The 12,127-nt window shown below is 70.0% G+C and carries 11 protein-coding genes; 3 read left to right on the top strand and 8 right to left on the bottom strand.

What is annotated here, in order from left to right:
- Window positions 1-143: 143 nt before the first annotated feature.
- A complete protein-coding gene (gene polA, locus VFV21_RS08235) occupies window positions 144-2,876 on the bottom strand; it encodes a DNA polymerase I (RefSeq protein WP_329668949.1) in 2,733 nt (910 codons plus the stop codon).
- A 100-nt stretch (window positions 2,877-2,976) separates the two neighbouring features.
- Here polA and VFV21_RS08240 point away from each other — a divergent pair, with 100 nt between their 5' ends.
- Genes VFV21_RS08240 through VFV21_RS08250 form a run of 3 tightly spaced genes read left to right on the top strand, consistent with a single transcriptional unit; the run spans window position 2,977 to window position 5,185 of the window.
- Window positions 2,977-3,294, top strand: a complete 318-nt coding sequence (locus VFV21_RS08240) for a DUF2782 domain-containing protein (RefSeq protein WP_034212798.1) — start codon at window positions 2,977-2,979, stop codon at window positions 3,292-3,294.
- Window positions 3,285-3,806: a TRAP transporter small permease subunit gene (locus tag VFV21_RS08245; protein WP_329668950.1), complete on the top strand. Its 522-nt coding sequence runs from the start codon at window positions 3,285-3,287 to the stop codon at window positions 3,804-3,806. The genes VFV21_RS08240 and VFV21_RS08245 overlap by 10 nt, the downstream gene beginning before the upstream one ends.
- The gene (locus VFV21_RS08250) at window positions 3,803-5,185 is read left to right on the top strand and encodes a TRAP transporter large permease subunit (RefSeq protein WP_329668951.1); all 1,383 of its coding nucleotides are present in this window, start codon (window positions 3,803-3,805) and stop codon (window positions 5,183-5,185) included. The genes VFV21_RS08245 and VFV21_RS08250 overlap by 4 nt, the downstream gene beginning before the upstream one ends.
- 17 nt (window positions 5,186-5,202) lie before the next feature.
- Here the strand turns inward: VFV21_RS08250 and VFV21_RS08255 are convergent, their stop codons facing one another.
- The 7 genes from VFV21_RS08255 to VFV21_RS08285 form a co-directional block, all read right to left on the bottom strand.
- The gene (locus VFV21_RS08255; protein WP_034212617.1) at window positions 5,203-5,475 is read right to left on the bottom strand and encodes a DUF4242 domain-containing protein; all 273 of its coding nucleotides are present in this window, start codon (window positions 5,473-5,475) and stop codon (window positions 5,203-5,205) included.
- 71 nt (window positions 5,476-5,546) lie between these two features.
- Window positions 5,547-6,440: a c-type cytochrome gene (locus VFV21_RS08260; RefSeq protein WP_329668952.1), complete on the bottom strand. Its 894-nt coding sequence runs from the start codon at window positions 6,438-6,440 to the stop codon at window positions 5,547-5,549.
- Between the two features lie 116 nt (window positions 6,441-6,556).
- Window positions 6,557-7,651: a TRAP transporter substrate-binding protein gene (locus VFV21_RS08265; protein WP_329668953.1), complete on the bottom strand. Its 1,095-nt coding sequence runs from the start codon at window positions 7,649-7,651 to the stop codon at window positions 6,557-6,559.
- 270 nt (window positions 7,652-7,921) lie between these two features.
- Entirely contained in the window at window positions 7,922-10,096 is a 2,175-nt protein-coding gene (gene uvrD / locus VFV21_RS08270; RefSeq protein ID WP_329668954.1) for a DNA helicase II, read from the bottom strand.
- A 105-nt stretch (window positions 10,097-10,201) separates the two neighbouring features.
- The gene (locus VFV21_RS08275; protein ID WP_329668955.1) at window positions 10,202-10,765 is read right to left on the bottom strand and encodes a TIGR00645 family protein; all 564 of its coding nucleotides are present in this window, start codon (window positions 10,763-10,765) and stop codon (window positions 10,202-10,204) included.
- A gap of 11 nt (window positions 10,766-10,776) precedes the next feature.
- On the bottom strand, window positions 10,777-10,995 hold the full coding sequence (locus VFV21_RS08280; protein ID WP_329668956.1) for a hypothetical protein: 219 nt from the start codon (window positions 10,993-10,995) through the stop codon (window positions 10,777-10,779).
- Window positions 10,996-11,082: 87 nt separating this feature from the next.
- Window positions 11,083-12,126, bottom strand: coding sequence for a saccharopine dehydrogenase family protein (locus tag VFV21_RS08285; protein ID WP_329668957.1), 1,044 nt, complete (start codon window positions 12,124-12,126; stop codon window positions 11,083-11,085).
- Window position 12,127: the final 1 nt, after the last annotated feature.

Raw genomic sequence — 12,127 nt, forward strand, 5'->3', positions numbered from 1 at the left:
CGCCGGACCTTGCATCCGACGCGCCTAGTAGACCCCCCGGACCATGAGAAGTTCGTGAACAGCTTGGCATCTCCCGAAATAAATTCAGGAGGGATTCATGCCCCGGGCAAGCGCCTGATAAACAAGGCGAAATCCGTCACAGTTCAGTGCGCTTCTTCCCAGTTCGAACCGCTGCCCACGTCCACCACCAGGGCCACCCGGAGCTCGGCCGCGGCTACCATGCGCCGGCGCACCTCCTCGACCAGGGTGTCCACGAAGCCGGCGTCGACCTCGAACACCAGTTCGTCGTGCACCTGCATCATCATCGTGGCCCGGCCGCCCTGCCCGTCCAGCCAGTCCTGCACCGAGACCATGGCGCGCTTGATGATGTCGGCGGCGGTGCCCTGCATCGGGGCGTTGATGGCGGCGCGCTCGGCGCCGGCGCGCTGGGCCTGGTTGCGCGAGTGGATCTCGTTGAGCTGCAGGCGGCGGCCGAATACCGTCTCGACGTAGCCCTGCTCGCGCGCCTGCTGGCGCACGCGCTCCATGTAGTCGCGCACGCCCGGGTACTTGCCGAAGTACAGCGCGATGTAGTCCTGCGCGTCGCCGCGGCCGATGCCCAGCTGCTTGGCCAGGCCGAAGGCGCTCATGCCGTACATCAGGCCGAAGTTGATCGCCTTGGCGGCGCGGCGCTGGTCGCCGCTGACCTGGTCCAGCGGCACGTCGAAGACTTCCGACGCGGTGGCGCGATGCACGTCCAGCCCGCCCTCGAACGCCCGCACCAGGCCGGGGTCGCCGGAGAGGTGGGCCATGATGCGCAGCTCGATCTGCGAGTAGTCGCAGGCGACGATGCGGCGGCCTTCCGGCGCGATGAAGGCGGTGCGGATGCGGCGGCCGTCCTCGGTGCGGATCGGGATGTTCTGCAGGTTCGGGTCGTTCGAACTCAGGCGGCCGGTGGCGGCGCCGGCCTGGTGGTAGCTGGTGTGCACGCGGCCGGTGTCGGGGTTGACCATGTCCGGCAGCTTGTCGGTGTAGGTGTTGCGCAGCTTGGCCAGGCCGCGGTACTCGAGCACCAGTCGCGGCAGCTCGTGTTGGTCGGCGATGGCCTCCAGCGCTTCCTCGTTGGTGGACGGCGCGCCGGTGGGGGTCTTCACCAGCGCCGGCAGCTTGAGCTCCTCGAACAGCAGCTGGCCCAGCTGCTTGGGCGAATCGAGGTTGAAGGCGCGGCCGGCGAGCTCGTGCGCGCGCTGCTGCGCGGCCATCATCCGCTGCGACAGGTCGGCGCTCTGGCGGCGCAGCTCGGCCACGTCGATCAGCACGCCGGTGGCCTCCATGCGCGTGAGCACCGGCACCAGCGGCATTTCGATGTCGCGGTAGACGACCTGCAGCGTCGGCTCGGCCGCCAGCTTCGCCGACAGCACGCGGTGCAGGCGCAGGGTGACGTCGGCGTCCTCGGCGGCGTACTTCGTGGCGTCGTCCAGCGCCACCTGCGAGAACAGGATCTGCTTGGCGCCCTTGCCGGCCACCTGTTCGTACTTGATGGTGGTGTAGCCGAGGTATTTCTGCGCCAGCGTGTCCATGTCGTGGCGCTGCCCGCCGGCGTTGTACACGAAGCTCTCGAGCATCGTGTCCTCGGCGTAGCCGCGCACGTCCACGCCGTGGCGACGAAGCACGTGCAGGTCGTACTTGCCGTGCTGGCCGAGCTTGGGCTTGCCGGCGTCCTCGAGCACCGGTCTCAGGGCTTCCAGCACCGCGTCGCGATCGAGCTGGGCCGGGGCGCCGGGATAATCGTGGCCGACCGGGATGTAGCAGGCCTGGCCCGGCTCGACGCAGAAGCTCAGGCCGACCAGGTTGGCGCGCATCGGATCGAGCGAATCGGTTTCGGTGTCGAAGGACACGAGGTCGGCGGCCTGCAGCCGGGCGACCCAGGCCTGCAGCGACGCGGCATCGAGCACGCATTCGTACTCGCCCGGCGCGGACAGCGCGGCATCGGGCGCCTCCTCGGCGACGGCGGCGGGCGCGGCGGGGCGCGCTCCCCGCGCGGGCGGGGCCGAACCGCCGTCGAGCTCGCGCAGGGCGCTGCCGAATCCGCAGCGGGTGTAGAGCTCGCGCAAGGCATCCACGTCGCGCGGGCGAAGCGTCAGGTCGGAAGGCGCCTGGTCCAGGGCCACGTCGGTCTTGATGGTGACCAGCTGCCGGTTCAGCGGCAGGCGGCCGAGCGCGGCGCGCAGGTTCTCGCCGATCTTGCCGCCGATCTTGTCGGCGCTGGCGATCACGGCCTCGAGGGTGCCGTACTCGCCCAGCCATTTGGCGGCGGTCTTGGGGCCGCACTTGTCGACGCCGGGCACGTTGTCCACGGTGTCGCCCATCAGGGCCAGCAGGTCGATGACCTGGTCGGGGCGCACGCCGAACTTCTCCATCACGCCGGCGTCGTCGAGCACGCTGCCGGTCATGGTGTTGGTGAGGGTGATGCCGGGCCGCACCAGCTGCGCGAAATCCTTGTCGCTGGTGGAGATGGTGACCGGGATGCCGGCGGCGTGGGCCTGCAGCGCCAGCGTACCGATCACGTCGTCGGCCTCCACGCCGGGCACGCACAGCAGCGGGAAGCCCAGCGCCTGCACGATCTGCTTCATCGGCTCGACCTGGGCGCGCAGGTCTTCCGGCATCGGCGGGCGGTTGGCCTTGTACTGCGGGTACATCTCGTCGCGGAAGGTCGGGCCGGAAGCATCGAGCACGAAGGCGGTGTAGTCCGGGTTCTCCTTCAGCGTGGCGCGCAGCATGTTGACGATGCCGTACAGGGCGCCGGTGGGCGTGCCGTCGGGCGCGGTGAGCGGCGGCAGCGCGTGGAAGGCCCGGAACAGGTAGGACGAGCCATCGATCAGGACGAGGCGGGACATGGCGGGGCCTTTCTGGACGAGGCCCCGATTTTAAGCCCCGCGGGCCTTGAGCGCCCGCGCCGCATTTGCCATCCTCGAAGGCCCGCGCGAGGACACCCCCATGGCCATCCTGCTTCCCCTGCTGCTGGCCCTCTCGGCCCAGGCCGAACCGGCCCGCGACGAAGCCCCGATCCCGGAGAAGGTGCAGGCCGCCGCGCCCGCCGACGACGAGGTGCCCGAAGTCGCGATCCGGGTCGAGCCCAACGGCGACCGGGTCGAGGAGTACCGCCAGAACGGCGTGCTGTACATGGTCAAGGTCACGCCCGAGCGCGGCCCGCCGTATTACCTGATGGATACCGACGGCAACGGCCGCTTCAACCGCGACGAGCGCGATCCGCGCATCCAGCCCGTGCACTGGGTCATCTACGAATGGGATTGAGCCGGGTGGCGCCGCTGCTGCGCGCCGTGGATGCCGTCAACGAAGCCGCCGGCCGCCTGGCCGGCGTGCTGGCGGCCGTGCTGGTGGCGCTGGTGTTCGGGCTGGTGCTGGCGCGTTACGCCTTCAACGCCGGCTCGGTGGCGGCGCAGGAGGCGGTGCTGTGGCTTCACGCGTCGCTGTTCCTGCTGGGCCTGGGCTACACGCTGCGGCACGACGGGCACGTGCGGGTGGATGTCTTTTCGCAGCGCTGGTCGGCGAAGGCGCAGGCACGGGTGACCCTGGCGGCGACGCTGGCGCTGCTGTTGCCCTTCTGCGTGTTCATGCTGGCGATGAGCTGGGACTACGTGGCCGCCAGCTGGTCGGCGCGCGAGGGTTCGCGTGATCCGGGCGGCCTGCCCGGCTGGTACCTGCTCAAGGCGCTGCTGCCGGTGTCGGCGGCGCTGCTGTTCCTGCAGGGCGTGGCGCTGGCGCTGCGCTCGCTGCCCGCGGCCTTCGCGCGCGAGGCCCGATGAGCCTGCACGACCAGCAGATCCTGATGCTCGTGCTGCTGCTGCTCGGCCTGTTCATCGGCCTGGCCAGCGGCTTCCCGGTGGCCTTCGTGCTCGGCGGCGTGGCATTGCTGGCGGCGGGCGCGGGCATGCTGGCCGGCAGCTTCGATCCCAGCTTCCTCGAGGCCTTCCCCAACCGCGTATTCGGGGTGATGACCAACGAGACGCTGGTGGCGGTGCCGCTGTTCGTGTTCATGGGCGTGATGCTGGAGAAATCGCGCATCGCCGAATCGCTGCTGGAGGCCGTGGCCTCGCTGTTCGGCCAGGTGCGCGGCGGCCTGGTGGTGGCGGTGCTGCTGGTCGGCGCGCTGCTGGCGGCGTCCACCGGCATCGTTGGCGCCACCGTGGTGGCGATGGGCCTGATCTCGCTGCCGACCATGCTGCGCAACGGCTACTGCCCGCGGCTGGCCAGCGGTGCGATCTGCGCCTCGGGCACGCTGGGCCAGATCATCCCGCCCTCGATCGTGCTGGTGCTGCTGGGCGACCAGCTGGGCAACGCCTACCAGCAGGCGCAACTCAAGCAGGGCGTCTTCGCGCCCGAGACGATTTCGGTCGGCGATCTCTTCGCCGGTGCGCTGGTGCCGGGGCTGGGCTTGGTCGGCCTGTACCTGGCCTACGCGCTGTGGGTGGCCTGGCGGCAGCCGGCACGCGCGCCTGCGGTGGCGTCGCTGGCGCCGCGCGGCAAGCTGGCGCTGGCCAAGGCGATCGTGCCGGCGCTGTCGCTGATCCTGCTGGTGCTGGGCTCGATCCTGGGCGGTTTCGCCACGGCCACCGAGGCGGCGGCCGTCGGCGCCGTCGGCGCAACGCTGTTCGCGGCGCTGCACGGGCAGCTCGGCTGGGCGCGCCTGCGCGAAGTGTCGGCGCAGACGGTGAAGGTCACCGCGATGGTGTTCGCGATCCTGCTGGGCGCGGCGCTGTTCTCGCTGGTGTTCCGCGGCTACGGCGGCGACGAGCTGGTGCACGAGGCGCTGACCGCGCTGCCCGGCGGCAAGTGGGGCGCGGTGGTGGCGGTGATGCTGCTGATGTTCCTGCTCGGCTTCGTGCTCGATTTCATCGAGATCGTGTTCGTGGTGGTGCCGATCGTCGGGCCGGTGCTGCTGGCGCTGGGCGTGGACCCGGTATGGCTGGGCGTGATGATGGCCATCAACCTGCAGACGTCCTTCCTCACCCCGCCGTTCGGCTTCGCGCTGTTCTACCTGCGCGGCGTGGCGCCGCCGGAACTGGCCACCGGCGACATCTATCGCGGCGTGGTGCCCTTCATCGGGCTGCAGCTGCTGATGCTGGCGCTGGTGGCGCTGTTCCCGTCGTTGGCGACGGCGCTGCCGGACTGGCTGTACGGCTGATCCGGCCGCGTCGGCGGCTACTCCGCGGTGGTGGGATCGATGATGGTCGCCACCTCGGACACGCGGTTGGCCGGGAAGCCGCCGCGCGCCGCGTGTTCGCGCACCATCGCCTCGTCGGGCGCGATGTAGATGCAGTAGACCTTGTCGCCGGTGACGTAGCTCTGCAGCCACTGGATGCGGGGGCCGAGTTCGCCCAGCACGGCGCAGGACGTCTGGGAGATTCCCTTGAGCTGCTCGGCGCTGAGCTGGCCCGCGCCGGGGATGTCGCGTTCGATCACGTACTTGGGCATGTCGTTCTCCGGGTTCTGGGTACCACAGAGAGGGAGAACGGCGCGCACCGCCCCGGGCGGCCGGGTCCCGGTCAGCCGGCGCCGGGTCGGGGCGGCAGGCGCTCGAAGTGGCGCCACAGCGCCTGCAGCTCCTCGTCGGTCATGGCGCCGTAAATGCGCCAGGGCATGAAGCCGTGCAGCTCGCGGCCGTCGGGGCGCTTGCCCTCGCGGATCACCCGGATGAAGTCGGCCTCGGTCCAGCCGGCCAGACCGTTCTCGTGCAGGGTCAGGTTGCTCGCCGCGGGCAGCTCCGGCGGCGTGCCCGGCACGCGCTGGCCGGCCCAGTCGGCGCCGTGGCAGCCGGTGCAGACCTGGGCCAGGTAGGCCCCGTATTCCGCGGTGGGGCCGGCCGGGGGCGCGCCGCGGGAGCGCGGGGCGTGGTCGATGTGCTCGGCGGGCGCGAGGTCGAACTGGCCGAACAGGTGCAGCACGCGGGCCATCGGCCCGATCACGGTTTCGCCGGGCGCGTGGTCCGAGGGCGGCAGCGACTGCAGGTGGCGCACCAGCGCGGCGGTGTCGGCGTCGGACAGATCCTTGAAGTCTCCCGACGGCATGAAGCGCAGCGGCCGACCGTCCGGACCCACGCCGTGGCGGATCGCCGCCGCGAGCTGGTTGGCGTCGTAGCGCCCGGCGATCGCCGAGGGCGTGAGGTTGGAGCCGACGATGCGCGCCACCGGCATCGCATCGAACACGAACTTGCCGCGGGCATCGGCGCCGTGGCAGTCGACGCAACCCAGCACGGCGTAAAGATGCGCGCCACGCTCGGCTTCGGCGGCGTCCCCCGCGAACACGAGCGAGGGATCCTTCACCGGGTGGACGGTCGCCAACGCGCGCTCCGAGTGCCACCACGCCACGGCGCCGAGGGCACCGATCGCCACCACGAAAACACCGGCCAGCCAGGCCAACCGCTTCAACCATTTGCCCATGACGCCATCATCCAATTCCGGGGATGGCCATCAATACGACGTTTCCGCGACGAAGCGGCCCCGCGGCGTTCAGCCGCGATTTCGGCTGGCGGCGCGGACCGTGACCTCCGGCAGGGTCAGCCGCGGGTGGCAAAGTAGGCCTCTTCCGACACCGCGTGCCAGGCCTTGGCCTGGGCGCGGAAGGCCTGCATCGAGTCGAGTGCGCGGCGCGCCATGGGATCGGCCGCGGCGGCTTCCTCGAGCACCTTGTCGGAAGTGCGGCGCAACGCCAGCAGCACGTCGTCGGGCAGCTGGCGCAGTTCGACGCCGTGTTCGCGCACCAGCACGTCCAGCGCCTGCTGGTTGCGCGCGGTGTACTCGGCCAGCATCGCGTCGTTCACCGCGCGGCAGCACAGCGCGACGATCTCGCGCAGGTCGGGCGGCAGCGTGTCGTACGCGGCCTGGTTGACCATGCATTCCAGCGTCGGGCCCGGCTCCTGCCAGCCCGGGTAATAGCAATACTTCGCGGCGCGGTGCAGGCCGAACGCGAGGTCGTTGTAAGGCCCCACCCACTCCGCCGCGTCGATCGCGCCCGACTGCAGCGAGCTGAAGATCTCGGCGCCCGGCAGGTTCACCGGCGTCGCGCCGGCGCGCGCCATCACTTCGCCGCCAAGGCCGGGGATGCGCATCTTCAGGCCCTGCAGGTCGGCCAGGGAGGCGATCGGCTTGCGGAACCAGCCCGCCATCTGCACGCCGGTGTTGCCCGCCGGGAACGGCACCAGTCCGAAGGGCGCGTACAGCTCGCGCCACAGTTCGAGGCCGCCGCCCTGGTAGAGCCAGCCGTTCATTTCCTGGGCATTGAGGCCGAAGGGCACGGCGCAGAAGAACGGCGCCGCCGCGGCCTTGCCCTTCCAGTAATAGCTGGCGGAATGCCCCATCTCGGCGGTGCCGCGGCTGACCGCGTCGAACACTTCGAAGGCCGGCACCAGCTCGCCGGCGCCGTAGACCTTCACCGTGAGCCGGCCGCCGCTGGCGGCGGTAATCATTTCGGCCAGGCGCGCGGCGCCGGTGCCCAGGCCCGGGAAATTCGTGGGCCAGGACGTGACCATTTTCCAGACGAACTTCTCGGTGGACGCCGCGCCGGCCTCGCCAGTCGGCTTCGCACCACAGGCCGCCAGTCCGGTCGCCACCGCGGCCACGCCGGCACCGCGCAGGAGTTCACGTCGCTTCATGGTTCCCATCCCTTTCCCGACAATCCGCCAAGTATGCGTCGTACACCGGGCTGCGGCGAGGGGGTGGGGCTTTGGGGACTGGTGGGGCGGAAAGCGGTTTTGGACGCGGATTTACGCGGATAAACGCGGATAAAGCAAGAGCACTTGGCGTTGGATTTCCGCGCAGCGCAGCATCTCGCCGGGGCCCATTCCAGCCTTTGCTTTATCCGCGTTTATCCGCGTAAATCCGCGTCAAAAACGCCCTTCGGCCCCAATCCCAGACAGCGCACGTCAGGCGGGGGTGAGGTTGGCGTAGCCGAGCACGAGCCACTTGGCGCCGCCGCGCTCGAAGTTGACCTGCACGCGGGCATGCGGGCCGCTGCCTTCGGCGTCCATCACCGTGCCTTCGCCGAAGCTGGGGTGGGTGACGCGCTGGCCCAAGCGCAGTCCGGAACCGGTGCCCGACTCCAGCGCCGCGCTGCGCGGCGGACCGTAAGACGGGCGGCTGACGGTGACCTTGGGCCGGACCTCGGCGATGAGCGCCGGCGGGATTTCCCGCAGGAAGCGCGAGGGCGTGCCGTACATCTCCATGCCGTGCAGGCGCCGCGACTCGGCGTAGGTCAGCACGAGCTTCTGGCGCGCGCGGGTCAGGCCGACGTAGGCCAGGCGGCGCTCTTCCTCCAGCCGCCCGCTTTCCTCGATGGATTTTCCGCTCGGGAACAGGCCTTCCTCCATGCCGACCAGGAACACCTGCGGGAACTCCAGGCCCTTCGCGCTGTGCAGCGTCATCAGCTGCACGCCGTCCTCGCCGGCCTCGGCCTGGCCCTCGCCCGCCTCGAGCGAGGCATAGCTGAGGAAGGCGACCAGCTCGCTCATCTCGGCGCTGGCTTCGTCGTCGCGGCGCTCGAAGCGGCTGGCCACCGACACCAGTTCGTCCAGGTTCTCGGTGCGCGAATCGAGCTGGCCTTTCGATTCCTGCGCGTAGTGCATGCGCAGACCCGAGGTGGCGATGACGTGGTCGAACACTTCATGCAGCGGCTGCTCGGCGGTGTCGGCCTGCAGCGCGTCGACCAGGTCGGCGAACGCGCGCAGGGCGTTGCGCGCGCGGCCCGGCAGCGCGCCGCCTTCCGACAGCGCCACGGCGGCCTGCCACAGCGGCACGGCCTGCTCGCGCGCGTGGCGGCGCACCTCGTCCAGCGTCTTGCCGCCGATGCCGCGCGGCGGCGTGTTGACCGCGCGCTCGAAGGCGGCGTCGTCGCTGCGGTTCGCCATCAGGCGCAGGTAGGCCAGCGCGTCCTTGATTTCCATGCGCTCGAAGAAGCGCTGGCCGCCGTACACGCGATACGGCAGGCCGGCCTGCACCAGCTGCTCTTCGATCGCGCGCGACTGGGCATTCGAGCGGTACAGCACGGCGTTTTCGCCGGCGCTGCCGCCGTCGCGGATCCAGGCCTGGATGCGTTCGACCACGAAGCGGGCCTCGTCCACTTCGTTGTAGGCGGCGAACAGGTCGATCGGCTCGCCCTCGCCGTCTGCCGTCCAGAGCTGCTTGCCGAGGCGGTCGGGGTTGTGGGTGATCACCGCGTTGGCGGCCGCCAGGATGTTGCCGGTGGAGCGGTAGTTCTGCTCGAGCTTGAGCGTGCGTGCACCCGGGTAGTCGCGCAGGAAGCGCTGCACGTTCTCGACCTTGGCGCCGCGCCAGCCGTAGATGGCCTGGTCGTCGTCGCCGACCACGAACACCTCGCCGGTGTCGCCGGCCAGCACGCGCACGAAGGCGTACTGGATCGAGTTCGTGTCCTGGAACTCGTCCACCAGCAGGTGGCGGAAGCGCTGCTGGTAGTGGTGCAGCAGCGCCGGGTGCTCGAGCCAGAGCTCATGCGCACGCAGCAGCAGCTCGGCGAAATCCACCAGGCCCGCGCGCTGGCAGCGGGCCTCGTAGGCCTCGTAAACCTTGAGCATGGTCTGGCCGTAGAAATCGCCGCCGGCCGGCTGGATGTGCTTCGGGCGCCGGCCCTCGTCCTTCTGCGCGTTGATCCACCACGCCATCTGGCGCGGCGGGAAGCGGCCCTCGTCGAGCTCGAGGTCGGCGCTGATGCGCTTGAGCAGGCGGACCTGGTCGTCCTGGTCGAGCACCTGGAAGGACTCGGGCAGCCCGGCCTCCTGCCAGTGCAGGCGCAGCAGGCGGTGCGCGAGGCCGTGGAAGGTGCCGATCCACATGCCGCGGGCACCATGGCGCAGCAGCGCCTCGACCCGGCCGCGCATTTCGGCGGCGGCCTTGTTGGTGAAGGTGACGGCGAGGATGCCGTGCGCCGGCACGCCCACGACCTCATTCAACCAGCCGATGCGGTGGGTGAGCACGCGGGTCTTGCCCGAGCCGGCGCCGGCCAGCACCAGGGCGTGGCCTGGCGGCGCGGAGACCACTTCGCGCTGGGCCGGGTTCAGTTCATCGAGCAGGTGGGAGACATCCATGGCGCCATTCTACCGGCGCCAGGGGATTCGCTGTGGGAGGGACTTCAGTCCCGATGCTTTTCGGCGAAAGGCATCGGGACTGAAGTCCCTCCCACAAGGTGGCCGTCAGTGCTTCTTGCTGACCGACACCGACTGCGCCATCAGCTTGTCGGTCCAGGCGATACCGATCGCCGAGAGGATGAAGATGGTGTGGATGATGGTCTGCCACATCACGCCGGCCTCGGTGAACTTGGAACCCGGGGCCCCCAGGTCGCCGATGGCGATGAAGGTCTTGAGCAGATGGATCGAGGAGATGCCGATGATGGCCATCGCCAGCTTCACCTTGAGCACCGAGGCGTTCACGTGGCTCAGCCACTCCGGCTGGTCCGGGTGGCCCTGCAGGTTCAGGCGGGACACGAAGGTCTCGTAGCCACCGACGATCACCATCACCAGCAGGTTGGAGATCATCACCACGTCGATCAGGCCCAGCACCAGCAGCATGATCAGCTGCTCGGTGAGCGTGTTCGCGTCCACCACCAGGTGGGTGAGTTCCTTGAGGAACAGGAACACGTAGACGCACTGGGCCACGATCAGGCCCAGGTAAAGCGGCAGCTGAAGCCAGCGCGACGCGAAGATGAGCTTGGAAAGCGGCCCGAGCTTCGGCGCCGCGCTGGAGTCAGTGTTGTTCATGGGAGGTCCGGTTACTTCTTGCTGGCCACGCCGACCACGACCGCCACGGCGCCGGCGCCGAGCAGGATCCAGCCGAGGTTGAGAGGCGGGGACTTGGTGTCGGTCTTGCTGATCTCGATCGGGCCGATGTCGGCGACCTTCTCGGTGGTCTGGAACTTGAACACGCCGCCGGCGATCAGGCCGCCGATGACGAGCAGGATGACGCCGATGACGATGGCGGGCATGCGCATGGTTCTACTCCAGGTGGGCCCGGGGACCGGGCACGCGAAGGGTAGAGGCAACGCGGGGCGCTGCCAAGCGCCGCCGCCGGGCGTCGTTCAGTCCAGCGATACCCCCGGCAGGGCCAGCACGTAATCGGCGCCCATCAGGGCCGAGGGCGTGTAATAGCCGCCCTTCGGCGCCGGGCCCTCCAGCAGCCGGGCGACGATGCCCAGCGCCGCGGTGACCGTGATCTCGTAGCCATTGGGCGTGCGCATCCGGCGCTTCACCTCCCGGCCTGAAGCGTCGCGCGCCTCGCCCCAGACCACGCAGCCGGTCTTGCCGCGGGTGGCGTCGGACGGGCCGCGCACGCGCTTCTCCACCTGCCTCTTGAGCAGCGACTGCACCGGGCCCAGGCCCAGCAGCGGCCCGAACAGGCGCAGGCGGCGCAGCTTCTTCGCCGTGTCGGGCGGTACGCCCATGTAGACCTCGACGTTGCCGATGCCGGTGGAGACGTAGGCGGTGTAGACATCGCCCCAGGGAATGGTCATGGCGAAGCGCTGCTCGCCGTCGCGCTCGAAGGTGCGCGTCTTCCAGGCCAGGGGAACCCGCGTCATCTTGCCGTCGATGCGCGCGCGGCCACCCTTGCCCAGGCCTTCGACGCTGGTCTTGGCGGTGCCGGGGCTGGGGCCGCCGCCGGCCTCGAAGGCCAGCACCAACGAATCGGCCGTCGGCAGCTCGCGCTTGAGCTGGGCCGCCAGGCAGTCGGTGGGCACCACGTCGAAGCCCGAGCCCGGCAACACCACGATGCCCTTGTCGCGGGCGCGGGCGTCCTGCGCGTGGCAGTGCGCGAACACGTCGATTTCGCCGGTGATGTCGAGGTAGTGTGCCCCGGACGCCAGGCAGGCCTCGAGCATCGGCGCGCAGGTGGCCGAGAACGGACCGGCGCAGTGCAGCACCAGGCCGATGCCGTTGAGCCCGCTGCGCAAGGCCTGCGGATCGTCGAGCGCGAAGGCGCGCACGGGCAATCCGTGCGCCTTTGCCAGCGGCTCCAGCGAGGCCGCGCTGCGGCCGGCGAGCACCGGGCGCAGGCCACGCTTCACCGCCTCTTCGACCATCATGCGGCCGGTGTAGCCGTTGGCGCCGTAGATCATCCACTCCATG

This window comes from Arenimonas sp., from assembly GCF_036275555.1.
Taxonomy (GTDB): Bacteria; Pseudomonadota; Gammaproteobacteria; order Xanthomonadales; family Xanthomonadaceae; genus Arenimonas.

Excerpts from the sequence above, each read along its gene's own strand:
- polA (WP_329668949.1), bottom strand. The coding sequence starts at position 2,876 with ATGTCCCGCCTCGTCCTGATCGATGGCTCGTCCTACCTGTTCCGGGCC.
- VFV21_RS08240 (WP_034212798.1), top strand. The coding sequence starts at position 2,977 with ATGGCCATCCTGCTTCCCCTGCTGCTGGCCCTCTCGGCCCAGGCCGAA.
- VFV21_RS08245 (WP_329668950.1), top strand. The coding sequence starts at position 3,285 with ATGGGATTGAGCCGGGTGGCGCCGCTGCTGCGCGCCGTGGATGCCGTC.
- VFV21_RS08250 (WP_329668951.1), top strand. The coding sequence starts at position 3,803 with ATGAGCCTGCACGACCAGCAGATCCTGATGCTCGTGCTGCTGCTGCTC.
- VFV21_RS08255 (WP_034212617.1), bottom strand. The coding sequence starts at position 5,475 with ATGCCCAAGTACGTGATCGAACGCGACATCCCCGGCGCGGGCCAGCTC.
- VFV21_RS08260 (WP_329668952.1), bottom strand. The coding sequence starts at position 6,440 with ATGGGCAAATGGTTGAAGCGGTTGGCCTGGCTGGCCGGTGTTTTCGTG.
- VFV21_RS08265 (WP_329668953.1), bottom strand. The coding sequence starts at position 7,651 with ATGAAGCGACGTGAACTCCTGCGCGGTGCCGGCGTGGCCGCGGTGGCG.
- uvrD (WP_329668954.1), bottom strand. The coding sequence starts at position 10,096 with ATGGATGTCTCCCACCTGCTCGATGAACTGAACCCGGCCCAGCGCGAA.
- VFV21_RS08275 (WP_329668955.1), bottom strand. The coding sequence starts at position 10,765 with ATGAACAACACTGACTCCAGCGCGGCGCCGAAGCTCGGGCCGCTTTCC.
- VFV21_RS08280 (WP_329668956.1), bottom strand. The coding sequence starts at position 10,995 with ATGCGCATGCCCGCCATCGTCATCGGCGTCATCCTGCTCGTCATCGGC.
- VFV21_RS08285 (WP_329668957.1), bottom strand. The coding sequence starts at position 12,126 with ATGGAGTGGATGATCTACGGCGCCAACGGCTACACCGGCCGCATGATG.